This window comes from Mojavia sp. (genome assembly GCF_059505145.1).
Map to the genome: position 1 here is coordinate 194,040 of NZ_JCACKA010000124.1, position 25,966 is coordinate 220,005.

Below are 25,966 nucleotides of genomic sequence, written 5' to 3' on the forward strand. Positions count from 1 at the left end.
AACGCTATTAACAAAAGTTTAGTAACAAAAAAGTGGCTCTGAAAATCAGAACCACTATCTAGAGACTGAACTTTTTTACACCTTCAAAAGATGTAGTTTATTGTTTCTCAGCAATGGGAACCCATTCGGTGTGGAAACTTCCGGGTTTATCAGTACGCAGGTAAGTATGTGCGCCGAAGTAGTCGCGTTGTGCTTGAGTCAAGTTTTGGGGCAAGCGATCGCGGCGATAGCTGTCAAAATAATCTAAAGATGCACTAAACGCTGGTACGGGAATTCCCAGTGTTGCAGCTGTCGCAATCACTTCCCGCCAAGCAGTCTGTCTGTCGAGAATTGTCTGCTTAAATTCGGGAGCTAACAGCAAGTTAGGCAAAGCTGGATTTTCGCTAAAAGCCTTCTTAATCTTATTCAAAAAGCGAGCGCGAATAATACAACCACCTTTCCAAATCCGCGCCATTTCGCCCAGATTCAAATTCCAGTTATATGTTTTTGAAGCTGTGGATAGCAGCGCCATCCCTTGAGCATAAGAACAGATTTTTGAGCAATATAGGGCATCGCGTACTTTGTTGATAAAGTCCTTAGTTTGCCCTTCATGCTTGCCGCTGGGGCCTGTGAGGACTTTAGATGCTGCAACCCGTTCCTCTTTAATAGAAGATATAATCCGGGCATTAACTGCTGCTGTAATTGTGGGAATAGAGACTCCCAATTCCAATGCAGTCTGCACAGTCCAGCGTCCAGTTCCCTTTTGACCAGCCGCGTCAACAATCAAATCCACCAGGGGTAGATTTGTTTCTGGGTCAATGTAAGGGAAGATATTCTTCGTAATCTCAATCAAAAATGAATCGAGTTCATCGGTGGTGTTCCATTCAGCAAACACCTCATGTAGCTGATTATGGTCAAGTCCGGCGGCATTTTTCAGCAAATCGTAGGCTTCAGCAATTAGCTGCATATCGCCATACTCAATGCCGTTGTGTACCATTTTGACATAGTGACCAGAACCACCAGGGCCAATATAAGTTACGCAAGGGCCATCATCGACTTGGGCAGCAATTTTGTTGAAAATTGGTGAGAGATACTCGTAGGAGCTTTGTGTACCTCCAGGCATCAGTGAGGGGCCATTCAGCGCTCCTTCTTCGCCACCACTGACACCCATACCAAGAAACCGCAGCCCAGCGGGTTCTAATTCCTGAGTGCGTCGTTCTGTATCTTCAAACCAAGAGTTGCCACCGTCGATAATGATATCGCCTTCATCTAGTAAGGGTTTGAGTTGAGCAATCACCGCATCGACTGGCTTACCAGCTTGTACCATCACTAAGATTTTGCGGGGACGTTCTAGTGAAGCTACGAATTCTTCCAGGGTAAAGGCGGCTTTGACGTTCCTTCCTGGCGCACGCTGGGCCATAAAGGCATCGGTTTTTTCTCTGGATCGGTTGTAAACTGCAATTGGGAAGCCATTACGCTCGACGTTTAGAGCGATATTCTCGCCCATAACGGCTAAACCAATCACACCAAAGCTTTGTAGGGTCATAAACTATGTTTGGCTAACTCTTGCAGATCCTTTTATCTTTAAGGGTAGTCCGATATTTTCGCTTCTCTCCTAAAGAAGACATTAAGAAAGTGTTGATCTAGACTGCAAAGATACACAACTAACACAGATAAATAGTTCTAATTTGTATCTAAATCAACAATTGCCTTGCAAAATTTGCAAAATTAAAATATCTAGTTAAAGGATCGGGAATGGTTACTGGGAAGCAGGAAATCTAATTTATTTCTAATTCCTAATTTCTAATCCCTAATCTCTAGTTAAAGGTCATAGTAAGGAGTAACCAAATAATGCTGGCATATGTCCTAGCTTTGGCGGTGGGCCTTGGTAGTTTAGCCATTTATTTAGCAGCTTTCTTCTTCCCAGAAATCCATCGTAAGAATGATTTTATCTGGAGCGGTGTAGGGTTATTCTACGCCTTGGTTTTGTGGGTATTTGCACAACGCATTACCGGAGGCCTTTTGCTAGGTCATGTAGCTAGTGTCGCTCTTTTGGGTTGGTTTGGTTGGCAAACTCTTTCATTACGTCGGCAAGTGACACCACAGGCGCAACAAACTCCAGTGCCCAGTTCTGAAACTGTTAAAACTTCGATTCAGCAGCAAGTTAATAAATTGTCGCTTCAGGAACGGCTAGCACAGTTACAGCAGGGACTTGGTAGCACTTTTGGTGGTGTGAAAAACCGAGTACAACAGACGGTGAGCAAAAAAGCGCCCGCAACCAATAAAACTGGGGCAACTTCCTCTACTCCCAAAGTTCCACCCACTGTTGAGATTATCGACAGAACTACTCCCATACCAGAACAACCTGTAGGGGAATTAGTCACCGCTGACATCGAATCTCCAACTCCCACACCACAACAACCAGCCGATGGAGTAGTCAGCACTACCGACACCGAAGCAAAAACTGAGAATTTGCCGGAAGTGATTCCACCAAATCCCCCATCACCTGAATTAGTAGAAGCAGCACAACCACATAACGAAACTGAGGACAAAGAACCGATTCCCGTTGAAGAAATTGCTCCGGATGCGGTACTTGCACCCCCTGCGGAAGAACCACCAGCGAATAGCCCAACAACCTGAATACAGGGGATAAGGGGAATGTGCATTTATACTCGCTTAATCTCTTTGTCCCTCCATCTTCATCTTCTCTGGTTTCCTTTTGAGGAAGTTGCACCAGAGGCTGTGCTTCCTCACCCTAGAGGAAGCACCAATATATAAACATTTATACCTACGATGCCAAAGGCAATCGCACATCAATAAGTTATGACTACAATGCTGATGGACAGCCTGACTATCAAGCTTACTTGACTTACAATACCAAAGGTAATGGCAAGCCCGTGTTGAGTTTAGGTGCAGTCAATTCACCAAATTTCTCCGCTCCTGATGAGATAACCCCCAACTCTGCACAAGTATTGGGATCGAACCTGGCAATGAATACACTGTTAACTAGTGATTTAGCATATAGTTAGACTGTGATCGAAATAGCACGAGTCTAAAATAACGTAATTTTGGAGTTTTGCGATCGCTACTTTTGCTTTGCAGTGCTTACAAAACTCCAATATTTCCCCTTCTGGAAGTGCGATCGCGCCTAGCACAGTGTCTAAGGGCGATCGCAAATAACAATTTAACTGTTAATGAGTCACTACCGATACAGTTTCTTCCATCATTAAGCAGCACAAAGACATACTAAAATTTCTAGATTAATTCTTTCTAAAGATGGATGTAAAGCATTCTAAAATGTATATACCGTTGCAACGATTTTAACTCATCATATTCATGCTACGACAAGTTTGAATTTTCTAGAAATTATCCTTGAAGAAATCGGCTGATATAATGATCGAGTAATTTCACGCTATTATTACTAGCTAGAAAAATGCCTCAACAATACAAGTTGATAACTCAACGAATAGATAACAATGGTGACGGAATATTTGAACTTATAGTTAACTATAAGTACGATGCTAAAGGCAATAAGATTTCCGAAAGTTATGACACCAATGCTGATGGAAAGGCTGACTATATAAATAGTTATACATATGATAACAAAGGTAACCTTACATCATACATTCTTGACACTAATGCTGATGGAAAGCCTGACTCCAGAATTTCTTATACATACGATGCCAAAGGTAACCGCATATCCGAAATTTCTGACACCAACGCTGATGGAAAGCCTGATTCCAGAATTTCTTATACATACGATGCCAAAGGTAACCGCATATCTGAAAGTTATGACACTAATGGTGATGGACAGACTGACTACAAATATACTTATACATACGATGCCAAAGGCAACCGCACATCCGAACGTTATGACGCCAATGCTGATGGAAAGCCTGACTCTATAATTTCTTATAGATACGATGCCAAAGGCAACCGCACATCAGAAATTACTGACACCAATGCTGATGGCAAGCCTGAATATATAATTTCTTATACATACAATGCCAAAGGTAACCGCACATCCGAAAGTTATGACACCAATGGTGATGGACGGGCTGACTACAAATATACTTATACATACGATGCCAAAGGCAACCTTAGATCCGAAATTTCTGATTACAATGCTGATGGCAAGCCTGACTCCATAAATACTTATGCATACAATGCTAAAGGTAACCGCATATTCGGGATTTCTGACTACAATGCTGATGGCAAGCCTGACTCTATAATTTCTTATAGATACGATGCCAAAGGCAACCTTAGATCTGAAATTTCTGATTACAATGCTGATGGCAAGCCTGACTCCATAAATACTTATGCATACAATGCTAAAGGTAACCGCATATCCGAAAGTACTGACTCTAATGCGGATGGCAAGACTGACTACATAGCTACTTATACTTACGATGCTAACGGTAACCGCACATCCGAAGTTTATGACTACAACGCGGATGGCAATTCTGACTATATAGCTACTTATACTTACGTACCCATAGATATTAGCGCATCCCTCAGCATCAAGAACAATGGCTCTATTAATAATGTCATCAGTTTGGCTGATGGATTATACTCACGCGAATTAAATAACGATATTTTGAGCGACTACCAAAAGAGTGCGTTGAGCTTAGGCGCAGTCAATAATTTAACGTAAGTTCGACAGATTTAAAAAACCTTTCTCTAAACCTCTCCCCTAAAAGAGAAGAGGCTTTAAAATCTGGATTTTTTCGTTGAAAACCAAGATATTTAAGCTTCTCTCCGCGTCGGAGAGGGGTTGGGGAGAGGTTCATCGAACTCACGTTGGGCTGAGTTAAAGCTTCGGCTTTGCTGTGTGTGCTGGCAAAATTCTAAAATATCCCTTTGTCCTTGGAAGCGCGATCGCCTGGAGCTACTTAAAAGTCAATCGTAAATTCTTCTTGTACTCAAGAATTCACTATTGATTTATCTGTTAACAGGTAACTAGCGATACTGTTTATTCCATCGATAAGTAGTATAAGCACTTACTGAAATTGAAGACAAAACCTGAAAATTTATACATAAAATCTTTCTAACGGTGGATGTGGATTTTTTCAAATTTATGACTTTACTGTAATGATTTTAAACAGTCAAAATCATGTTACAACACGTATCAATTTTCTAAAATTTACCCAGAAATAGAGCACATATTCATATAATTGATTCAGTAATTTCACGTCAGTATTATTACTGTTAAAGAAAATGCCTCAAAAATATAAATTGATAACTGAAGGCTATGACTTCGACGGCAACGGATCATTGGACAAAAGAGTTACCTATAAATACGATACCAAAGGTAACCTCGTATCCCAAAGCTCGGACGAAAATGCTGATGGAAAAGCTGATTCTATTAGTAATTTTGTTTACAATACTAAGGGAAAACGCATATCCGTAATGGATGACTTCAATGCTGATGGGAAGAGCGATTCTAAAAGTAGTTTTACTTACAATGCCCAAGGTAAACTTACATCAGAAAGCTATGACTACGATGTTGATGGAAAGGCTGACTATAAGTATATTTATACTTACAATGCTAAAGGAAACCTCACATCAGAAATTACTGACTCCAATGCTGATGGTAAGCCCGATTCTAAAGTTACTTTTACTTACGACAATAAAGGTAACCGTATATCCGAAAGTTATGACTACAATGCTGATGGAATGCAGGATTTTATAAGTATTTATACTTATAACGTTTACGGTAAGCGTATCTCAGACACTACTGACTCTGATGCTGATGGACAAGCTAACTATATAAATACCTACACTTACGATGCCAAAGGCAACCTCACATCAGAAAGTAATGACTTCAATGCTGATGGCAAGACTGATTCTGTAAGTAGTTTTACTTACAATGCCAAAGGCAACCTCACATCCATAATTTATGACAATAATGCTGATGGCAAGCCGGACTTCAAAACTACCAATACCTACAATGCCAAAGGCAACCTCACATCCGAAATTTATGACAACAATGCTGATGGCAAGCCGGAATTGCTAAGTATTTATACTTACAACGCTAAAGGAAACCTCACATCAGAAATTACTGACTCCAATGCTGACGGCAAGCCCGACTCCCTAATTTTTTATACTTACGATGTCAAAGGCAACCGCATATCCAAAGTTACTGACTCTAATGCTGATGGCAAGCTTGATTCTATAATTTTTTATACTTACGCGCCTAAAGCTAATAGCGCACCCCTCAGCATCAATAACAATGCCTTGATTGAGGATGTCATTAGTTTGGCTAATCAATTATACTCACGCGGATTAAATCAGGATATTGTTAACGACTACCAAAAGGCTGCCTTGAGCTTAGGTGTAGTCAATAATGTATACGATTTTTCAGTAAGTGATGAGATTGTTCCACAATCTCTACAATCATTGGCTATTAATTTAGCAAATATATAAGCTGCTATTCAATAGCAGTGATATTATAGCAATCCGATTTGATTCGGAGAATTTACTTGGGTGGGCAGGGAATAGGAAAGAAGGGATAGATGTGTACCTAGCTTCGCAAGAATCAAATAGGAGCCTTACTATAGAAGTTTCGCTCACAGGAAAACGGCTTAAAACTTCAAAATATTCCCTTGCCCTTGGAAGTGGGGCTTTTTAATGGTCAAAAGTCGGTAAAAGTGGGTTAGGCGACATTGGAAAAGTCGTCGCTTCCGTTCTCCAGTATCCAGTAGTCAAATACAAGCAGGTCTTCAGCGTTATCTGGAGGTCACGCCAGAGCTGTAGCGAAAGGCTATTTCGGTGATTGGGTTGGAAGCGATCGCTCGAATGAGGGAGGGAATCAAATCGCTTGCTATGGAAAAAGAATTATAACCAGCGTGCAGGCATCGAAGCAACACACTCACAAGGTATACGGCGTTCCGCACTACGTCGCTCTCGCTACATCGGATTGGTTAAAACCCATATAGGCGCATATTCTCACTGCTACAGCATTGAATTTAGTCAGGTTGGATGCTTGGCTTAGTGGCATACCTTTTGCCAAAACTCGCTCGTCTCGCTTCAAACAGCTACAAAATATACCTTCTTAATTAAAAATCAAACTATATTTTGCCGTGTATTACATGGAGAAATATCACCTGAGAAATCTACTCTTCGGTGTAATACGCGGTTGCTTTTTTCGGTAAAAGTTTGTAGGCTTTCCGTGTAATACATGGGAAAGGTTTTATGAAAAAGCTCAAGAGGGATATTCAAGGTAAGTTTACACTTAAAAATGATGAGTATCGTGAAGTACGTTCTTTGCGACTAACAGATGATACTTGGAAGAGGTTAGGTATTGTTTCTGAATGTTTGGGATTAACCAGAGCAGATTATTTGGAGGAAATAATTAAAGAGCAGTCTTATCCATGTAATACACGAAGAGACCAAGATGATATTCAATTCTTAACATCGGCAGAATTAGAACCTCAACCAAGTATTACACGGAGAAACTCAGAAGTTTTCGCTCCGATTCGACCAGAAAACGAACTTCAACCGAGTATTACACGGCAGAGCGAGTTTCATCAAACATCTGATAGCGCGATCGCCTACGGCGGGGCACAGCCCATCGCAAAACAGTCTGTTAAATTGCCTGTTGCAGAACTTAAAATTTTACGTGACCATGTTTTGTCCGAACTAAAGTTGCGTAAGCAAGCACCTGGTTATAAAACTGCTCAGAAAGCTCTTAATCGTTTCATCTCTGAACTAATCGATTCAGTTTAGCTATTTTGGGAATTCGCCAACAGTGTCTTTGCTACTTTGACCCCAGATTGTTTAACTGGAATGTCAATCACAAACTCAGCCCCCTCACCAGGTTGGGACAGACATTCTAATTTACCTGCGTGCTTTTCTACAATTTGGTAACTAATTGAGAGTCCCAAACCTGTACCTTGGCCCACAGCCTTTGTTGTGAAAAATGGATCGAATAGTTTAGCCTGTATCTCTTTTGTCATCCCGGCTCCATTATCTTTAATGGAGATTTGCACCCGATCATCTCCTATAAGCTGTGTTTTTATAGTGATGATAGGGTGGTGTTTCTTTGCACCTGATTTAGCAGACTGTCGGCATAAATCCTCCAGCGCATCGATCGCATTTACTAATAGGTTCATAAACACTTGGTTAAGTTGCCCAGCAAAACACTCTACAAACGGTAACTCGCCGTACTGTTTGACAATCTCAATGCCTGAATGCAATGAATTAGGCTTAAGACGATATTGCAATATTAATAGAGTGCTATCGAGTCCCTCATGAATATCAACAGGTTTTACCTCGGCTTGGTCGAGACGAGAGAAATTTCGTAAGGAAAGAACTATTTCATAAATTCGTTCAGCACCTAGTTTCAGTGAAGAAAACAGTTTAGGCAAATCTTCAGCGATGAATTCTAAATCTGCTAATTTTGCTTGTTGTTGAATTTGCACATTAGGTTCAGGATAGACCTGTTGATAGAGATTAAGCATCCCAATCAAGTTTTGCGTATATTCATGAATATGAGTGAGATTGCCGTAGATAAAGTTGACTGGATTGTTAATTTCATGGGCAACCCCTGCTACTAGTAACCCCAGACTCGACATCTTTTCAGACTGAATCAGATGAGCTTGAGTTTGCTGCAAATGCTCAAGCGCTTGCGAAAGTTGTGCGGCTTGCTGCTGTGTTTGGTTGAGCAGTACGGCGTGTTGTAAGGCAACTCCTAACTGAGAGGCGATTTGGTTAACAAATTCAATTTCCGACTCTTGCCACTCACGAGATTTTTGGCATTGATGAATACACAGTAAACCCCATAGCTGCCCTTGCTTGATCATGGGAATTACTAAGTTCGCCCTCACTTGGAAGCGAGACAGCATCGAAACATAACAATCGTCTAACTCGCTGTTATAAATATCAGTGACTGCATGAATGTAGCCTTGGCAGAATTTCTCAATATTCTGCTCGCCCAAGCAGCGATCGTACACCTTCGCCCTTAAGGTCGATGGGAAATGCGACGCAACATCTTCTGCAATGACTTCGCCGCCGTCATAGTTAGATTCGGAATAGAAGCGAAAGACCACAACACGATCCGCATTGAGTACTCGGCGGAGTTCCTGGGTGGTTGTTTCAAAAATTGCATTCAAGTTCAGTGATTCCCGAACTTTGGTGATCACACTTGCTAAAGTTTGCTGTTGCTCTGCTACAAGCGCCAATTGTCTGGTTTGCGATCGCACTTGTTCTAGGTACTCAGCTTGTTGCAATGCCACTCCCAACTGAGTTGCTATTTGCGTGAAAAACTCAACTTCTAAAGCTTCCCAATGCCGACTGCTTGAGTGTTGATAGGCTCCCAATAAGCCCCAGAGTTCTTGCCCGATAAAAATCGGCGCAATCATGAAGGCTTTGACATGAAATTGTTCAAGTATATCAAGGTGGCACTGAGCAAATCCGACGCTATAGATATCATCAACTACAAAAGTTTCATTATTGCGGTAGCGTCCACCTTTCGTTTCCTGTAAGTAGGTGTCATCCCACACCATACCGACTCCAAGCTTGACATTTCTCTGCCATTCGGGATTTGCAGATTCATAATCACTGACAAATTCACCTCCCCAGTCGGCATTAAAACGATAGACTGTTAAGCGATCGCTCTTAAGTAATTGACAAACCTCCTCAGTTGTGGTTCGGAAAATAGTGATAACGTCCAGCGACTGTCGCATATTAGCAATGATCCGAGCCAAGGCTTGCTGCCGTTCCACCGAGCGCTCTAGCTCAATAGTCGAGCGTTGCAAATTGGTGTTTGTCTGTTGCAGTTCGGCAGTGCGATCGCGCACTTGTTGCTCTAGGTTTGTATTCAGGGCCTGCACTTGTTCGTAAAGTCGATACTGCTTTACTGCTGTTGCAAAGCGTTCACCTAATGCTTGCGCTAGTTTAACTTCCGATTCTGACCACTGCTGTGCTTGCCCGGTTTTCAGTTCGCGCCATGCTGCAAAGGACTGACGCGGCATCAGTTGGCGAGAATCGGTATCAACACAACCTGCCCAAATAGTTTCAATATCCACCTCATCTCGGAAGATGGTTAAACAGCCAACGACGGTGGCACCATGCTGTAGCGGTACAATCAACAAGCCCCGGATTTGGGTTGCTTGGAAGCTGGGGCCGAGCGATCGCAATAAGGGTTCTTTATAAAGATCGGCGACCGCCCACAAATTCGAGTCACAACTGAGTTCGTTAGGTGGAGGAGTCAAAGCGTAAACGGCTCTCATCCAATTTACTGACCATGATTTGGTGCTAGGCTTTTCTGGATGCTCAGGGGGTGAGACAGTGGCAAAGAGATATTTCTGCCACAATCGATGTTCCTCAATTGGTCTACCCTTCGCGTTCACGCTCACCTGCCAAGAAAAGCCCTCCTTTGAATTGCTCGTTGTCTCACCTTGTCCGAGGTCGAGTTGACTAGGCTGCACCCCACAGGTATAGATTTTTGCTGTTTGTTCGCCGTCTGGCAGTAAGTAGAGCCGTCCTCCAGAGCCAGCAAAGGCAGCTACTGTTTCTTCAAGGGCAGCTTGCAGCTGGGCAATGGGCGTAGTATGCAGTTGCTCGGTAACTTGATTAATAATTGCTTCTTGACGGGCTTGCTCTCGCACTTGACTGAGCAAAATCGATTGCGATATGGCGATCGCCACTTGATCGACCACCGACTGAATTAATAGTAATTCCTGTTCTGTCACCACTCGCGTTTCTGAATGGTGAGATACCAATAGTCCCCACAATTGAGATGATTGCAAAAGAGAAGGTAATGAATCTTTCCCTGTTTCCTTGCTCTTTAAAACAATCGGCACTACAACTGAAGATTTTACGCCCATTGCCGTCAAATATTCTACATGACAAGGATCGACGGGACGATAGCGAATATCTGGCTGGTCTAATGGTTCGCCTGTTTCTGAGCAATCGAGAGGACTAATACCAATTTCGTGTGTTGTCAAATCGACAATACTTCGCTGGCGTGCTCGGACAAACAGTTCACGGGCATAGGGTGGGATGTCATCTGCGGGGAAATTTAACCCCAAAAGCGGTGGTAACCGACCTTCCTGAATTGATTCGGCAATTACTAACCCATGACCATCAGGTTGAAACTGATAAATTTTGATGCGATCGGTGTCTAGAAACGAGCGGACTTCTGCAACCGTCGCCGATAAAATTTCTTGCAGTTCTAAAGATTGCCGGATACGGTTTGCAATGCGATGTAATAAAATCTCTTGAGTTTGACTTACTTGCTTTGTTAGCGTTTCCATATATATTTGAGTCTTATCAAAAATTTGGGTATTTTTATGATTTGTATAATTTATATTTTGGTAATAAATCACTATATAGGGTAATAGTAAAAATACGGGCATCTAGCGCAGCCAAAAACAAAGCCCCTCTAAGGACATTCTCACAGGGGATATCAATAGATATTTTGCAAGAGGTAAAGGAAAATTCTATCCTTTTCACCTTTTCCCGACTTTTGCAAGAAGTCTAATCTCTTCTGTTACTAAAGTTGCTAATTTCTGCGCTGCTCCTGCTTCGCCTCGAACACTACGTAGCTTGAGTTGCATTTGCTCTAATTTTTCTGGATTAGCTAAAAGGTCTAATACCATTTCGCCAATTTCTTGTGGTTGGAGTTTTCCCATCAATTCAGGTACTATTTCTTCTTGTGCCCAGATATTCGGCCAGGCTAATAAACCTTTCCGTCTGATGAACAGCCAGTTAATCAGCTTGGCAAAGGCTGAACCTAACCCTGGTAAATTAGCTAACAAACCTGGCAAACCATCCCAAGAGCGCATGGCATCAAGTTGTTGCGTTGGTAGCAAAACAAGCATCGGCACGGCTAAAGCACAGAGTTCGGCCGTGTTTGCTCCGACTGTAGTTAAACAGATACTACATTGAGATAACAATTCATAGGCTGGCGTTTCTTGCCAAAGTTCCACAGTGACGCCGTTAGTAGTTTTGAGCGCTGGCTTCTGTTGGTTGTATTCTGGGAAAATTAATTCAGCACCGCTGAAGCCAAAGGTGTGAGCAAAAGGATTTCTCTGAGGATCGGCAAAACTAGCTAAGGTTTGTAAATCCAAAGTCGGCGCTACGGGAATCACAAACTTCGTTTGGTGTCTTTTTGCGTTGATGTATTCAGCGATCGCTAATGTTAATGGTACTCCTTGGGCTAGTTTTGCTGCTTTTGACCCAGGTAGCATACCAATTAGTTCAGTTGTTTGTGTTTTGTCCAGTGTCGGGGACGAATGACTACTGGCCGCTAGCATCAAATCCCCCACAACAGTAAATTTGTGAGCATATTTCTGGGGAACACGTTCAGCAACTTTCGGTGCCATCACGCCAAAGCGGTCTATCAAGCTATACCACCGAGCATCCCATTCAGCGTAAACTACTGTGCGATAACCGAGTTTTTTGCCGATGACAACGGGAAAAAATTGATCCCCACCTAAGAAAACAACTACTCCGCGACTTCTCCAATCCCAATTCTCAAATGTCTTTCCCCACAGCAAAAACTGCCAAAAATGCTCGGCTCCCTGAACTCGGTCTACTTCTGCGTAAGATAGAGCGATCGCAGCCTCTTTGCCGCTAGCATTTGGACAAGGTGATAAAACTACGGAAATTCTGACAACCGAACGCTCATCCCCAAGTTGTTGCCGCAATGCTCTTACAACTGGACGTACCCAGGTTGTAACTTCCCCTGGGCCATTGGAGAGAATCAGAATATCTACTGGAGTCATGAGTTAATGGTGAAGAGTTAAAAGCTATTAGTCAAGAGGCAAATATTACCTAATTCGTTCCTAAGTTACAGAGGCACGATACTACTGATATAATTGCAGGCTATGTTTGATAACGTCTGTAAATTTATTGCTGAATCATTTTCCAGGGACTTTGCAACTTGGCTACTTAATGAGCCAATTACACTCACAGAACTGAGTCCATCGGAATTATCCCTCGAACCCATCCGCGCAGATGCACTTATTTTGTTGCAGTCCGACGAAATCGTCCTTCATCTGGAATTCCAAACTCGACCAGATGCTAATATTCCCTTTCGGATGTGTGATTATCGCTTACGGGTGTACCGAAGATTTCCTAATAAGCGAATGCGTCAGGTGGTAATTTATTTACAACCTAGCGATTCTGAACTAGTTTACCAAACGGAATTTGTCTTAGAGAATACCTGGCACAGATTTGACGTAATTCGACTTTGGGAACAGCCAACGGAACTATTTTTAAATTCTCCAGGGTTGCTACCGTTTGCAACTTTAAGCCAAACCGATGATCAAAGCCGAACCTTGGAAGAAGTTGCGGAAGTTATTGAAGCCATCAATGACACCCGCATCCGAAGTAATATTGCTGCGTCAACAGCAGTGTTAGCTGGGCTAGTATTAAATAAAGACGTGATTAACAGAATTTTGCGGAGTGATATTATGCGCGAATCTGCCATTTATCAAGATATTTTGCAAGAAGGGCTGAAAGAAGGATTTGAACAGGGTCTAGAACAGGGTCTAGAACAAAAAGCTCAGGAGATTGCCAGAAATATGCTTAATGAAGGAATTGCGATCGCATTAATTGTCCGCGTTACTGGTTTAACTGTCGAGCAAGTTCAGCAGTTGCAAGCTAAAACCGACGAGACTCAAGCTGAGTGATATTATGCGCGAATCTGTGATTTATCAAGATATTTTGCAAGAAGGGCTTAAACAGGGTTTAGAACAAAAAGCTCAGGAAATTATGATTGTTAGTTGAGAAATTCGAGGAATTCCGCGATCGCATTTTGCCAAGCATACTAACTTTACAACCTCGTTGGTTTTGTTTTGTAAGCGCGATAATATTTTTTAAATATCTATTTAAATATAACTGACATTCAACCATAGGGTAGGCAATGCCCACAACGTAAAAATAAGGATTTGAGCTAACTTTAAGCAGCACCACCCTAAAAAAATACTTTGTATTAAAAATAACTTGCTTAGAATAATAAGAATATGTCCTGATGCTTAGAGATAAAGCATATTAGCGACGATATTAAAAGTAATAATTAATACTATTAATATTTTTTAACATTTAGTGTAGCAAATACTCACACTAAAAATCAACATTCGCAAAGAAATATGTCATTATATTTATCGATTTGTGTCAGATAAACGACAAAATGCCCATTGGGTAAGCGTTTTCTGATAAAAAACTCATATAGCTAAATAAAAGTCATGAAGTTACGAGCGGCCGCATCAGCCGTGATGAACTTCGAGTAGAGAACGCGCATCAAAGGAGCCTATCTGCATGTTCACCCACGTCAAGTCCACCATTAGACATATTGCGCCTGATAACTTACGCGGACGTAATTTAATCAAGGTGGTCTATGTCGTGCTTGAGTCTCAGTACCAGAGTGCATTATCGCAAGCTGTTCGCACCATTAACTCTAATCATCCCAACCTTGCGATTGAAATCAGCGGGTACTTAATTGAGGAACTCCGAGATCCAGAGAACTACGCGGAGTTCAAACGGGATATCGAGAGTGCCAATATATTTATCGCCTCACTGATTTTCATTGAAGACTTAGCACAGAAAGTAGTAACGGCTGTAGAACCGTACCGCGATCGCTTAGACGTTGCGGTAGTCTTTCCCTCAATGCCAGAAGTTATGCGCCTCAACAAAATGGGCAGCTTTTCTCTGGCACAGTTGGGTCAATCGAAGAGTGCGATCGCTCAATTCATGCGGAAACGCAAAGAAAAATCCGGTGCAGGCTTCCAAGATGGAATGCTGAAACTATTGCGGACTCTGCCACAAGTGCTGAAGTTTCTGCCAATGGACAAAGCACAGGATGCCCGAAATTTCATGCTTAGTTTTCAGTATTGGCTGGGGGGTTCACCAGAAAACCTGGAAAACTTCTTGCTGATGCTGACTGATAAATATGTATTAAAAGGTGTAGAAAAACAAAATCTTGCATCTACTACATATCAAGCGCCAGTGGTGTATCCCGATTTAGGGATTTGGCATCCCTTGGCTCCCAGTATGTTTGAGGATGTCAGAGAATATCTCAATTGGTACACAGCCCGTAAAGATATCCCCAACGACCTTAAAGATCCCTTGGCTCCCTGTATTGGGTTAGTATTGCAACGCACTCACTTAGTTACAGGCGATGACGCCCACTACGTGGCCATAGTGCAGGAGTTGGAATCACTAGGCGCTAGAGTACTACCAGTATTCGCTGGTGGTTTGGATTTTTCCAAACCTGTAGATGCTTACTTCTACGAACCAACTAATAAGATGCCGCTAGTGGATGCGGTGATCTCGCTGACTGGCTTTGCCTTGGTAGGTGGCCCAGCAAGACAAGATCATCCCAAGGCGATTGACGCACTCAAGCGGTTAAATCGCCCTTATATGGTGGCATTGCCCTTAGTATTCCAAACCACAGAAGAGTGGATGGATAGCGATTTGGGGTTACATCCAATTCAAGTAGCTTTGCAAATTGCCATACCGGAATTGGATGGGGCAATTGAGCCGATAATTTTATCAGGCAGAGATGGTACTACAGGCAAAGCGATCGCTCTCCAAGACCGTGTGGAAGCAGTAGCAAAACGTGCCTTAAAGTGGGCGAATCTCCGCCGCAAACCCAAGCTTAATAAAAAAGTTGCAATTACCGTTTTCAGCTTTCCACCAGATAAAGGAAACGTAGGCACAGCAGCTTACTTAGATGTCTTCGGTTCCATTTACGAGGTGATGAGAGCACTCAAAAATAACGGCTACGACTTACCAGAATTGCCGGAATCAGCCGAAGCGTTGATGCAAGAAGTCATCCACGATGCTCAAGCACAGTACGCTAGCCCAGAACTTAACATTGCCTATAAAATGTCAGTGCCAGAATATGAAGCACTGACACCTTACTCCCAACGCCTAGAAGAAAACTGGGGCCCACCTCCCGGACATCTCAACAGCGATGGGCAAAACCTGCTGATTTACGGCAAACATTTCGGCAATGTGTTTATCGGTGTTCAGCCTACCTTTGGTTACGAAGGCGACCCGATGCGGCTGCTGTTCTCCCGTTCTGCTAGCCCTCACCACGGTTTTGCTGCTTACTACACTTACCTAGAGCAAGTTTGGGAAGCTGACGCTGTACTGCACTTTGGTACTCACGGTTCCTTAGAATTCATGCCAGGTAAGCAAATGGGGATGTCTGGTGATTGTTATCCAGACCAACTAATTGGCACAATTCCAAATCTGTATTACTACGCAGCCAATAATCCCAGCGAGGCGACAATTGCCAAGCGCCGCAGTTATGCTGAGACAATTTCCTACCTGACACCTCCGGCTGAGAATGCTGGTTTATACAAGGGTTTGAAAGAACTCAGCGAATTGATTGCTTCTTACCAAACCCTGAAAGATACAGGAAGAGGTATCCCCATTGTCAACTCCATCATGGACAAATGCCGGATGGTGAACCTGGACAAAGATATCAACTTGCCAGAAACTGACGCCAAGGATATGGACGCTGAAGAGCGAGATAATATCGTTGGCAACGTCTACCGCAAGTTGATGGAAATTGAGTCACGGTTGTTGCCTTGTGGATTGCACATTATTGGTAAACCACCGACAGCAGAAGAAGCGATCGCAACTCTTGTTAATATTGCCAGTTTAGATCGTCAAGAAGAAGAAATTCTCAGCTTACCCCGAATTATCGCCAACAGCATTGGGCGTAACATTGACGATATTTACCACAATAACGATAAAGGCATTTTAGAAGATGTCCAGCTACTGCAAGACATCACCTTAGCCACCCGTGCAGCAGTTAGCGCCTTGGTAAAAGAACAAACTGACGCTGAAGGACGAGTTTCTCTCGTTTCCAAGCTCAACTTCTTCAACATGGGCAAAAAAGAACCTTGGGTAGAAGCCTTGCACAAAGCAGGCTATACCAAAGTTGATACCACCGCCCTAAAACCACTATTTGAGTATTTGGAATTCTGCTTACAGCAAGTCTGTGCAGATAACGAACTCGGTGGATTACTCCAAGGCTTAGAAGGCGAGTACATCCTACCTGGCCCCGGTGGCGACCCCATCCGCAACCCGGATGTATTGCCCACAGGTAAGAATATCCACGCCCTCGATCCCCAATCCATCCCCACAGCTGCTGCTGTGCAATCAGCCAAAATCGTTGTTGATCGGTTATTGGCACGTAACAAAGCCGAAAACGGCGGTCAATGGCCCGAAACCATCGCCTGTGTGCTTTGGGGAACCGATAACATCAAAACTTACGGCGAATCCCTAGCACAAATCATGTGGATGGTCGGTGTACGCCCAGTTCCCGATGCCTTGGGAAGAGTCAACAAGTTGGAGTTAATATCTTTAGAAGAGTTGGGACGCCCCAGAATTGACGTTGTAATAAACTGTTCTGGTGTATTCCGCGACTTGTTCATCAACCAAATGAACCTGTTAGATCAAGGCGTGAAGATGGCGGCTGAGGCGGACGAACCTTTAGAAATGAACTTTGTCCGCAAACACGCTTTGCAACAAGCCGAAGATATGGGAATTAATCTGCGTCAAGCTGCAACTCGCGTTTTCTCCAATGCTTCCGGTTCCTACTCGTCAAATATCAACTTGGCGGTAGAAAACAGCACTTGGGATAGTGAAGCCGAGTTACAGGAAATGTACCTGAAGCGGAAATCCTTCGCCTTCAATTCCGATAACCCCGGTATGATGGACGAATCCCGGCAGATATTTGAAAGCACCTTGAAAACTGCTGATGCAACTTTCCAAAATCTCGATTCTTCCGAAATTAGCTTGACGGACGTTTCCCACTACTTCGACTCTGATCCCACCAAACTTGTGGCAAGTCTGCGGGGTGATGGCAAAACACCAGCATCTTACATTGCAGATACCACCACGGCTAATGCCCAAGTGCGGACATTATCAGAAACCGTGCGCTTAGATGCCCGTACTAAGTTATTAAATCCCAAATGGTACGAAGGAATGCTATCTCACGGCTACGAAGGTGTCCGCGAACTCTCCAAGCGATTGGTAAATACAATGGGTTGGAGTGCAACAGCCGGCGCTGTGGATAACTGGATTTACGAAGATACGAATGAAACCTTCATCAAAGATGAAGAAATGCAGAAACGGTTAATGAACCTTAATCCCCATTCTTTCCGCAAGGTTGTATCAACTTTGTTGGAAGTGAATGGACGCGGTTATTGGGAGACTAGCGAGGAGAATTTAAATCGTCTGCGCGAGTTGTACCAAGAAGTTGAAGACCGAATTGAAGGGATAGAGTAAGATTACATAGGCAGGCGTTATGCCTGCCTTAATTTTTCAATCTAGGATCTCACTATAAATGATTTAACCGCCTGAGATAAAATTGAAAAATAGATGATTCAAACATTTAAAAATAAAGCATTAGAAAATCTATTTAGAGAAAATTTTAATAAAGGAATTACTGCAAACTTAGAAAAGAAAATTAGAATCAGACTTGAAGTTATAGACTCAGCCTTAATTGTAGAAGATATTAAATTACCAGGTTATGATTTGCATGAATTAAAAGGAGACAGAAAAGGAACTTGGTCAATTAAGGTGTCAGGAAACTGGCGTATAACTTTTAACTTTGAAGATGGTAATGCTTATGATGTCAATCTTGAAGATTATCATTAACTCCTGTGTTAACATGATGTTAATTGGCTAGACCATGCTAAATAAGGTTAACCAAATTATTAAGAAAAAAGTATTAATTATGGATAATTGGCAAGATATTACTGATGATAGATTAGTAAGACCAATACATCCCGGCGAAGTAATTGCAGATATTTTAGATGATTTAGATATTAATACCGCAAATTTTGCAGAAATTTTAGGAGTATCTCATCAAACAATTCAGGAAATTATCAATGGTCAAAGATCAATTACAGTAGATATAGCAATACGTCTTGGTAAAGCTTTAGGAAATGGCCCTAGACTTTGGCTCAATCTTCAGCAAAAAATTGATATTTGGGATGCTTTGCAAAGCCATAAAGAAGAATATGAGCAAGTCATGACATTGGTTTAGAAGAAATTATGAAGTATTATTTTTCAATAATTGAAAATAGTTATTTTAGGAATTCTCTTGAAGACTATTCATCATTCTCTGAGCAACAGATCTGTGCAAAATTCCTTGAATTACTGGGTTCATGCCTTGTAGAGTAATTATACTTTGAAAATTAAAAAAACCATACTTGACAACAAGTTTTCCGATAAATTCGTCAGCAAAGCTAGAAGAAATAACTGCAACTCCTGAAAAATCAAGTATAACTTTTGATCCACCTGCATTGATGACATTAAGCACAACGTTCCGGATCTGTGTAGAGCACGCCTAGTACCAGTACCATTAGTATGCTCTTTAATTATTATGCGATGTTCGCCTGTATCAGTTTCTAAATTTTCAAGCATCAAATTTACAGGTTTATGACCGCTGAGAGCGCTGGCTATATCAATACCTTGACTAGTATCAATTTGAAAATCTACAATTGTCCCTTGATGATATTTGTCTAAATATGGAAGCTTAGGAAATGCTTTGGATTCATTCTTACGTATTAATAAAGAACCAGAACCCGAAGTAATAGTAAGAAGACCACTATTATTTTTAACAATTTCTAATAAACCCCACAGTCCATTACCCTGACCTATTTGAGGGTCTCTAGTTACACCTTCTTTTACAGCTAAAGTTATAGCATCAACAGCTGATCGTGGTTTATGAACAGATTGAGCAAGAGAGCCATAGATTCCAATACCAGTATCAGCAATACAGACAGCTAATCGCTTAGAATCAGCATGGACTTGAACCATAGCGAATCCTTCGGAGGCTTTAGAATGCTGCAAAACATTGTCTATTACTTCAGTCAAACACCACTCAAAGGCTTCCACAACTCCAGAGCTACATTCTATCTTTTGGGTGATAGCTTTAACTAGTGCCGATACTAGTTGAAATACCATCACCTCGTCTTGAAAGTGCCATACTTTTGATAAAGGATCTACCTCGTTTGTTAATGCATCAATAGTTGCAAGTAATGGTTGGTTAAAATGAGCAATTTCAAGTATACGAGGTTGATCATACACTTCTATATTAAGACCAGACTTTCTGTAATACTGAATGATAGCGGCTATAGGAACACAAGCATTGGGAAAAACAGCTTTGACTTCTTTAAGAACAATAGCAATATCTTTATAACCACTTCTACAGACATTCTGTAAAGCTCTGAGGAATTCGCTCACATGTCTTGGGTGTCTGAGGTTTTGGATAAAAATATAATCGTCCTCGCTCCAAATAGATTGCTCTTGATCTCGCTTATCTAAGTTATTTGAATTCATATCTTTTACATAATCAAAGCAATTATAGCTATTAATTTATATTCGACAAATGTAAATATACTTACAATATTTTATTTTTCAGAGAGCAAGCTCTCTGTTAGCGCCATTGTAAAAAAAGCCAGCGACGAGCAAAGAGAAATATTTGTATTTAGCAAATTAAGAATTGAATGCCTAAATAAAGCGATCACTCTTCGACAACAGGCGATCGCTTTGTTTTTGAGGTTTTCTACAAGGCGATCGCTCACTCTTTGACAACAGGCGATGTCTAACGACAAGCCGCTACGCATCTATGCTTTATTTTTGAGGTTTTCTGCAAGGCGATCGCGCTTTCTTCCACAACAGGTGATTGCTTTATTTTTGAGGTTTACTGCAAGGCGATCACGCACTCTTACACAACAGGCGATCGCTTAGTTTTTGAGGTTTTCTGCAAGGCGATCGCGCTACTCCTTCACAATAAGCGATCGCTCTTTGGGAGATTTTGGGAGTTTTGGGTGCGATCGCTCACTCTTTGACAACAGGCGATCGCATTATAAAATTAAGAAACCTCTAGGCTTCATCCTCTATCCTGCTTATGAACGCCCTAACAGTCAACCTTAAACCAGCGCTGGAACTGACAGATGAGCAGTTTTTCCAGCTATGTCAGGCAAATCGGGGCTTGAGGTTTGAACGTACTGCAACCGGAGAATTAATTATTATGCCACCCGTGGGGGGAGAAACAAGCAACCGCAATGGTAGGCTAAATCAGCAATTATTTAATTGGGCGGACGCAGATGGAACTGGTATCGCCTTTGATTCCTCTGCTGGTTTTAAGCTTCCCAACGGTGCGGATCGTTCTCCCGATGCTTCTTGGGTAAAACTAGAACGGTGGAATGCACTGACTCAAGAACAACAAACAAGATTTTTACCACTTTGTCCCGATTTTGTAATTGAGTTACTTTCGCCGAGTGATAGTTTGAAAGAAACTCAGGCAAAGATGAGAGAATATCAACATAACGGTGTGCGTTTGGGATGGTTAATCAATCGCAAATCTCGGCAAGTCGAGATTTATCGCCAAGGTCAAGAAGTTGAAGTGTTAGATTCTCCTGCTACCCTGTCAGGGGAGAATGTTTTGCAAGGATTTGTTTTGAATTTAGAAGCGATTTGGTAATAATCATAAAGTGCGATCGCTCAACTCTTCCACAACATGCGATGTCTAACGACAAGCCGCTACGCGTCTACGCTTTGTTTTTGAGGTTTTCTGCAAGGCGATCGCTCATTCTTCTAATACAGGCGATGTCTAACGACAAGCCGCTACGCGTCTACGCTTTATTTTTGAGGTATTCTGTAAGGCGATCGCTTTTCCACAACAGGCGATCGCTTACTCTTCCACAACGGCGATCGCTTTGGGAAGTTTGCGGAGTGTGATCGCATTATAAATACTCAAGCTATCAATTGAGCTAATACTAAAACTGATAACCCCGGTAGCGATGGCAAACGTGCATCATTAGTCAAGAAAAATGATGCACCTCCACGAATAGCAGTAGCAATCTGAATAGCATCTGGGGTTCTCAAGTTGTAATCTGCTCTTAATTGTGCAGCGGTTTCAGCGATATCTGGAACAACTTCGATAGTCGTCAAACCTTGAGAATTGAACAAAATATCACGATATTGTTGAGCTAATTCTATATTTCGTTGCCGTAAGGGATAGACTAATACTTCTGATATAGTTATAACTGATGTGACAACAGTAAACTCACCACGAAACATCGCTTCAAAAAAAGCATTTGTTACTTCTAAATAATTAGGATTTTCTTCAATCAAGTAAATCAGTGGTGCAGTATCCAAGCCCACAATTTGTCCCTGTAGCTGGGCTAACCATTCCATGAATCACGTTCCTGATTAACGTATTCTTGAGCATCAACACCATTCCAAATTTCTTTACCCAATCCACGTAATTCTAGAATGCTCCGCTTTGGCTTAGGAGTCATCGTCACCCGTTGACCAATTAAACTTGACAAGTCTTCAATTAAGCGTATTTGCTCTTCAGGAGTGAGGCTTTGAGCTTGCTGTAATACTTCTTGATAGTTAGGCATCAAATTTACCCGTCTAATTTTTTGGTTCTAAGTCTAATATACACAGAATAAATTTGACTTTTTCCACAGTGCGATCGCTCTTTGATAGTGTAATTTTGGATTTCTGGAGTGGTTAGCAGAGTTTACCGCAAGTAAAGGCTACAGAACAAAATGCGAGAGATCTATATAACGGTTCAAGATTGGGCTGGTTAATTGATTTGGAAACTCAAAAAGTAGAAATTTATCGTTACGATCAAGATGTTGAAATACTGCAATCTCCTGCTACTTTATCAGGAGAAGATGTACTGCCTGGATTTGTGCTTAATCTTGAAGACATCTGGTAAATTGATGAGAATAGGAAGTGTGATCGCTCTTTGAAATTATAATTTTGGCTTTGTGGAGTGCGTTAGCAGAGTTTATGACAGGTATCGCTCACTATTCCACAACAGGCGATGTCTCACGACAAGCCACTACGCGTCTACGCTTTCTGCTAGTGTCATCATAGAAGAAGCAAGCAAAGAGCAAAAACCATGCAAAAGCAGCTTAAACAACTGGTGGTATCCGATCCAAAGGTAATGATGGGGAAACCCGTGGTTGTTGGGACACGCATCACGGTTGAGTTAATTTTAGAAAAGTTAGCTGCTGGTGAAACTCCAGAACAAATTTTAGAATCTCACCCACGACTCACACGCGAGTCAATTCAAGCAGCTTTAGCATTTGCAGCTGAGGCTTTACGATATGATGTGATTTATCCAATTGTTGAGAATGCTTCTTGAACTTTCTAGCAGACGAGAATCTAGATCGGCAAATAGTTGAACGTTTGCGCCAAGATGGTTACACCGTTTGGTACATTCCTGAAATGGAACCAGGAATTTCTGATGATGAAGTGCTGGATTTAGCTAATCAAGAGGGAGCGTTATTATTAACATCGGATAAAGATTTTGGTGAATTAGTTTTCCGTCTAGGCGTATAGCTTCAGGTGTTGTGCTAATTCGACTATCAGGATTATCTATAATCAGCAAAGCAGACATTGTTACTCGTGCAATAAATCAACATACTAACGAGTTGCTGGGAGCTTTTACTGTCATTACACCAACAAATATTCGGATTCGTAAAATTGAGAATTGAATGTGTATATAAAGCGATCGCACTTACTCTTCCACAACAAGCAATGTCTAACGACAAGCCGCTACGCGTCTACGCTTTGTTTTTGAGGTTTTCTGCAAGGCGATGTCTACGACGGGCTACGCCTACGCACTTACTCTTACACAAAAGTGATCGCTTCTGCGGAAACTTATATTTCCTTGCGTCTTTTATCTTTCAGGTATTCTGCGATCGCTTCAGCTACGTCTTCTTCAGGTCTATATACCCGTGAACTTGGTTTTTCGGCATGAAGCTTGTCGAGGTAAGCATGTAAGGCTTCCTCATCATCCCTGTGTTCTAGGACATAGGCTCGAAGTTCTATCGTGGTCATGGTAGCAAAGTCTGGTTTGACACTCATACAAACTCCCATTCTCCAGTAGGCTTAATCTCAAGATTAATTTCCTCTTTTGCCAGAATAATCACGTTCCCAGTACGCTTATCCAGAGTCACTAGGTCGATAGAGCAGTACTTGCTGGTAAGGTCGCAGCAAAGCTGAAAACATTTCAGCACTTGTGCTGTGATAGGCATCGCTCTTTCCCTAGAATAATATATAAAAAATAACTAGACCACGCATACCTGATCAAGTTAAATCTGTGGGTAATTGCGGCCGTTTAACGTTGCTTCAGGCGATGTCTAACGACAAGCCACTACGCGTCTACGCTTTATTTCTGAGGTTTTCTGCAAGGCGATCACACTACTCTTCCACAACAGGCGATCGCCTACCAAATAAAGAAAATCTCTCCCTTGCTCCCCTGCCTGCCTTCACCCGACAATTTTGGGTTGGCAGACCACTAAGTAATTCTCACCCTAAAATAGAAAAACGATAACCTGGAACTATCCTGAGCCTCCACGATAGACAAAAAGATTACTATCGTGCGAAGTGAAGGATCTCCACTATCGGCAATGAAGACAAAAACTAGGTAAAGCCGATGAATCAGGCGACTCGAACTGTCCTGTGCATGACGGGCATAAAAAAAAGCTTTTCTGGTGTGCCAGCGCTGTGGGGGGTGGATTTTGAACTGAAGGCAGGCGAGATTCATGCGCTGGTCGGAGAGAACGGTGCTGGCAAATCGACGCTCATCAAGATTATGACAGGGGCTTATCGACGAGACTCAGGTGTTATAGAGTACGACCACAAAAGCGTTGCATTTCAGAACCCGACCGAAGCGCAGGCGGCAGGCATCATAGCTGTCTACCAGGAGATCCAATTGGTGGGTTTGCGAACCGTTGCCGAGAATATTTTTCTTGGCAGGGAGCCGCATCGCTTCGGCATCATCGATAGACGGGCGATGAACACTGGGGCAGCCGATATTCTGGAGCGCCTGGGGTTGCATATCGACCCACGTTCAATGGTTGGTTCGCTCAATATTGCCCATCGTCAGATGGTGGCGATCGCGCGTGCTATATCTTTTGGTGCGCGTGTGCTTATCCTTGATGAACCCACTAGCTCGCTTACGGAAACCGAAGTCTCTGTTCTTTTTGATGTCATGCGTCGGCTAAAGTCGCAAGGGACATCCATCGTCTACGTCAGCCACCGTTTTGAAGAACTTTACGCCGTGTGCGATCGCGTGACGGTACTACGTGATGGGCGCAACATCGTGACGCAATCGCTAGCCACGCTCAATCGTCTGGAACTCGTTTGCCATATGCTAGGCCGCCAGCCCGATGAGGTAAGCAAAGGAGTCACGGCGTTCGCAGGACAATCGCAAAACACGCTAGGTCGGCCAGTGCTGCTCCAGGCGGAAGCTCTCAAATATAAGAAACAGCTCAATGATGTTTCAATTGAAGTGCGGCATGGCGAAATCGTCGGGCTTGCAGGTTTGCTCGGCTCTGGTCGTAGTGAAACGGCACGCGCTCTGTTCGGGGTCGAACCACTTGACGGTGGAACCGTAAAACTCGAAGGTAGTCTTTTGTCCCTGCACGATCCTCATGATGCGATCGCCGCTGGGATGGCTTTCCTTTCAGAGGATCGCAAGGCGGACGGCATCATCCCTGAGCTTTCGGTGCGCGAAAACCTCACGCTCGCTGCACTACCGAACCTTACGCAATGGGGTATCGTTTCTAGGAAACGACAGGGCGAGCTTGTCAACCGTTTCATGCAGCGTCTTAACATCAAGGCAGCCAGCGCCGAGCAGAAGATCCACGAACTCTCAGGCGGCAATCAGCAGAAGGTGCTTCTGGCGCGATGGCTGTGCAAGAATACAAAACTTCTTCTCCTCGACGAGCCGACTCGCGGTATCGACGTTGGTGCAAAGCGCGAGATCCAGAGGCTAATCGCCGAACTAGCAAAGCAAGGGCTGGGAGTTCTGATGATTTCATCGGAAGTCGAAGAGCTAGTTGAAGGCTCGCAACGTGTCGTCGTCCTGCGTGATGGGCGGTCAATTGCGGAACTCAGTGGCGAGCAGAAAAACATCAAGACAATTCTGCACGTAATGGCGGAAGGTGCAAATCTTCAGGAAGCCGTCGATAGATAATTT

The 25,966-nt window shown here is 42.7% G+C and carries 26 protein-coding genes; 18 read left to right on the forward strand and 8 right to left on the reverse strand.

Going from position 1 to position 25,966, the window contains the following annotated elements; all coding sequences use genetic code 11:
* Positions 1 to 97: 97 nt before the first annotated feature.
* Entirely contained in the window at positions 98 to 1,525 is a 1,428-nt protein-coding gene (gene gnd / locus AC5JL8_RS34065) for an NADP-dependent phosphogluconate dehydrogenase (protein WP_495884107.1), read from the reverse strand.
* Between the two features lie 305 nt (positions 1,526 to 1,830).
* Here gnd and AC5JL8_RS34070 point away from each other — a divergent pair, with 305 nt between their 5' ends.
* The 5 genes from AC5JL8_RS34070 (at position 1,831) to AC5JL8_RS34090 (ending at position 7,707) form a co-directional block, all read left to right on the forward strand.
* Positions 1,831 to 2,619 carry a Ycf66 family protein gene (locus tag AC5JL8_RS34070; RefSeq protein ID WP_495884108.1) on the forward strand — a complete coding sequence of 263 codons (789 nt, stop codon included), beginning with the start codon at positions 1,831 to 1,833 and terminating at the stop codon, positions 2,617 to 2,619.
* A gap of 793 nt (positions 2,620 to 3,412) precedes the next feature.
* Positions 3,413 to 4,633, forward strand: a complete 1,221-nt coding sequence (locus AC5JL8_RS34075) for a hypothetical protein (protein ID WP_495884109.1) — start codon at positions 3,413 to 3,415, stop codon at positions 4,631 to 4,633.
* A gap of 563 nt (positions 4,634 to 5,196) precedes the next feature.
* Positions 5,197 to 6,405 (forward strand): RHS repeat domain-containing protein, encoded by a 1,209-nt coding sequence (locus AC5JL8_RS34080; RefSeq protein WP_495884110.1) that lies wholly within the window; start codon positions 5,197 to 5,199, stop codon positions 6,403 to 6,405.
* Positions 6,406 to 6,799: 394 nt separating this feature from the next.
* The gene (locus tag AC5JL8_RS34085; protein WP_495884111.1) at positions 6,800 to 6,973 is read left to right on the forward strand and encodes a transposase; all 174 of its coding nucleotides are present in this window, start codon (positions 6,800 to 6,802) and stop codon (positions 6,971 to 6,973) included.
* Between the two features lie 200 nt (positions 6,974 to 7,173).
* Entirely contained in the window at positions 7,174 to 7,707 is a 534-nt protein-coding gene (locus AC5JL8_RS34090; protein ID WP_495884112.1) for a hypothetical protein, read from the forward strand.
* Here AC5JL8_RS34090 and AC5JL8_RS34095 read toward each other — a convergent pair.
* Together AC5JL8_RS34095 and AC5JL8_RS34100 are read right to left on the reverse strand one after the other, a co-directional pair.
* Positions 7,704 to 11,237 (reverse strand): GAF domain-containing protein, encoded by a 3,534-nt coding sequence (locus AC5JL8_RS34095; protein ID WP_495884113.1) that lies wholly within the window; start codon positions 11,235 to 11,237, stop codon positions 7,704 to 7,706. The two genes, AC5JL8_RS34090 and AC5JL8_RS34095, sit on opposite strands and share 4 nt — an antisense overlap.
* A gap of 195 nt (positions 11,238 to 11,432) precedes the next feature.
* The gene (locus tag AC5JL8_RS34100; RefSeq protein ID WP_495884114.1) at positions 11,433 to 12,710 is read right to left on the reverse strand and encodes a glycosyltransferase family protein; all 1,278 of its coding nucleotides are present in this window, start codon (positions 12,708 to 12,710) and stop codon (positions 11,433 to 11,435) included.
* Between the two features lie 102 nt (positions 12,711 to 12,812).
* Here AC5JL8_RS34100 and AC5JL8_RS34105 point away from each other — a divergent pair, with 102 nt between their 5' ends.
* The 4 genes from AC5JL8_RS34105 to AC5JL8_RS34120 all read left to right on the forward strand — a co-directional run bounded on the left by AC5JL8_RS34105 (position 12,813) and on the right by AC5JL8_RS34120 (position 18,997).
* Positions 12,813 to 13,619 carry an Rpn family recombination-promoting nuclease/putative transposase gene (locus AC5JL8_RS34105; protein ID WP_495884115.1) on the forward strand — a complete coding sequence of 269 codons (807 nt, stop codon included), beginning with the start codon at positions 12,813 to 12,815 and terminating at the stop codon, positions 13,617 to 13,619.
* 628 nt (positions 13,620 to 14,247) lie between these two features.
* The gene (locus AC5JL8_RS34110; protein WP_495884116.1) at positions 14,248 to 18,234 is read left to right on the forward strand and encodes a magnesium chelatase subunit H; all 3,987 of its coding nucleotides are present in this window, start codon (positions 14,248 to 14,250) and stop codon (positions 18,232 to 18,234) included.
* A 93-nt stretch (positions 18,235 to 18,327) separates the two neighbouring features.
* Positions 18,328 to 18,606 carry a type II toxin-antitoxin system RelE/ParE family toxin gene (locus tag AC5JL8_RS34115; protein WP_495884117.1) on the forward strand — a complete coding sequence of 93 codons (279 nt, stop codon included), beginning with the start codon at positions 18,328 to 18,330 and terminating at the stop codon, positions 18,604 to 18,606.
* 79 nt (positions 18,607 to 18,685) lie between these two features.
* Positions 18,686 to 18,997 (forward strand): HigA family addiction module antitoxin, encoded by a 312-nt coding sequence (locus AC5JL8_RS34120; RefSeq protein WP_495884118.1) that lies wholly within the window; start codon positions 18,686 to 18,688, stop codon positions 18,995 to 18,997.
* A gap of 45 nt (positions 18,998 to 19,042) precedes the next feature.
* On the opposite strand, the gene AC5JL8_RS34125 is transcribed toward AC5JL8_RS34120, so the two are convergent.
* Positions 19,043 to 19,273 (reverse strand): STAS-like domain-containing protein, encoded by a 231-nt coding sequence (locus tag AC5JL8_RS34125; RefSeq protein WP_495884119.1) that lies wholly within the window; start codon positions 19,271 to 19,273, stop codon positions 19,043 to 19,045.
* Between the two features lie 1,283 nt (positions 19,274 to 20,556).
* On the opposite strand from AC5JL8_RS34125, the gene AC5JL8_RS34130 reads away from it, so the two are divergent.
* From AC5JL8_RS34130 to AC5JL8_RS34145, 4 genes are read left to right on the forward strand one after another with little or no spacing between them, the layout of a single operon-like run.
* Positions 20,557 to 20,706 (forward strand): hypothetical protein, encoded by a 150-nt coding sequence (locus AC5JL8_RS34130; RefSeq protein ID WP_495884120.1) that lies wholly within the window; start codon positions 20,557 to 20,559, stop codon positions 20,704 to 20,706.
* A gap of 3 nt (positions 20,707 to 20,709) precedes the next feature.
* Positions 20,710 to 20,892, forward strand: a complete 183-nt coding sequence (locus AC5JL8_RS34135) for a hypothetical protein (RefSeq protein WP_495884121.1) — start codon at positions 20,710 to 20,712, stop codon at positions 20,890 to 20,892.
* On the forward strand, positions 20,867 to 21,442 hold the full coding sequence (locus AC5JL8_RS34140; RefSeq protein WP_495884122.1) for a Uma2 family endonuclease: 576 nt from the start codon (positions 20,867 to 20,869) through the stop codon (positions 21,440 to 21,442). Before AC5JL8_RS34135 ends, AC5JL8_RS34140 begins: the two co-directional genes overlap by 26 nt.
* Positions 21,443 to 21,483: 41 nt before the next feature.
* Entirely contained in the window at positions 21,484 to 21,699 is a 216-nt protein-coding gene (locus AC5JL8_RS34145) for a hypothetical protein (protein ID WP_495884123.1), read from the forward strand.
* Positions 21,700 to 21,714: 15 nt separating this feature from the next.
* On the opposite strand, the gene AC5JL8_RS34150 is transcribed toward AC5JL8_RS34145, so the two are convergent.
* Both AC5JL8_RS34150 and AC5JL8_RS34155 read right to left on the reverse strand, forming a co-directional pair.
* Positions 21,715 to 22,158, reverse strand: a complete 444-nt coding sequence (locus AC5JL8_RS34150) for a type II toxin-antitoxin system VapC family toxin (protein ID WP_495884124.1) — start codon at positions 22,156 to 22,158, stop codon at positions 21,715 to 21,717.
* Positions 22,146 to 22,367 (reverse strand): hypothetical protein, encoded by a 222-nt coding sequence (locus AC5JL8_RS34155; protein ID WP_495884125.1) that lies wholly within the window; start codon positions 22,365 to 22,367, stop codon positions 22,146 to 22,148. Before AC5JL8_RS34155 ends, AC5JL8_RS34150 begins: the two co-directional genes overlap by 13 nt.
* Before the next feature lie 179 nt (positions 22,368 to 22,546).
* On the opposite strand from AC5JL8_RS34155, the gene AC5JL8_RS34160 reads away from it, so the two are divergent.
* From AC5JL8_RS34160 to AC5JL8_RS34170, 3 genes are all read left to right on the forward strand, one after another.
* On the forward strand, positions 22,547 to 22,690 hold the full coding sequence (locus tag AC5JL8_RS34160; RefSeq protein ID WP_495884126.1) for a Uma2 family endonuclease: 144 nt from the start codon (positions 22,547 to 22,549) through the stop codon (positions 22,688 to 22,690).
* Positions 22,691 to 22,876: 186 nt separating this feature from the next.
* Positions 22,877 to 23,122, forward strand: coding sequence for a DUF433 domain-containing protein (locus AC5JL8_RS34165; RefSeq protein ID WP_495884127.1), 246 nt, complete (start codon positions 22,877 to 22,879; stop codon positions 23,120 to 23,122).
* Positions 23,119 to 23,319 (forward strand): DUF5615 family PIN-like protein, encoded by a 201-nt coding sequence (locus tag AC5JL8_RS34170; protein ID WP_495884128.1) that lies wholly within the window; start codon positions 23,119 to 23,121, stop codon positions 23,317 to 23,319. The genes AC5JL8_RS34165 and AC5JL8_RS34170 overlap by 4 nt, the downstream gene beginning before the upstream one ends.
* A 321-nt stretch (positions 23,320 to 23,640) precedes the next feature.
* Here AC5JL8_RS34170 and AC5JL8_RS34175 read toward each other — a convergent pair whose 3' ends face one another.
* Positions 23,641 to 23,847 carry a DUF6887 family protein gene (locus AC5JL8_RS34175; protein ID WP_495884129.1) on the reverse strand — a complete coding sequence of 69 codons (207 nt, stop codon included), beginning with the start codon at positions 23,845 to 23,847 and terminating at the stop codon, positions 23,641 to 23,643.
* Positions 23,844 to 24,017, reverse strand: a complete 174-nt coding sequence (locus AC5JL8_RS34180; protein WP_495884130.1) for a DUF6888 family protein — start codon at positions 24,015 to 24,017, stop codon at positions 23,844 to 23,846. The genes AC5JL8_RS34175 and AC5JL8_RS34180 overlap by 4 nt, the downstream gene beginning before the upstream one ends.
* A 101-nt stretch (positions 24,018 to 24,118) precedes the next feature.
* Here AC5JL8_RS34180 and AC5JL8_RS34185 point away from each other — a divergent pair, with 101 nt between their 5' ends.
* On the forward strand, positions 24,119 to 24,316 hold the full coding sequence (locus AC5JL8_RS34185; protein WP_495884131.1) for a hypothetical protein: 198 nt from the start codon (positions 24,119 to 24,121) through the stop codon (positions 24,314 to 24,316).
* 102 nt (positions 24,317 to 24,418) lie between these two features.
* Positions 24,419 to 25,963, forward strand: a complete 1,545-nt coding sequence (locus AC5JL8_RS34190) for a sugar ABC transporter ATP-binding protein (RefSeq protein WP_495884132.1) — start codon at positions 24,419 to 24,421, stop codon at positions 25,961 to 25,963.
* The last annotated feature ends 3 nt before the right edge of the window (positions 25,964 to 25,966 follow it).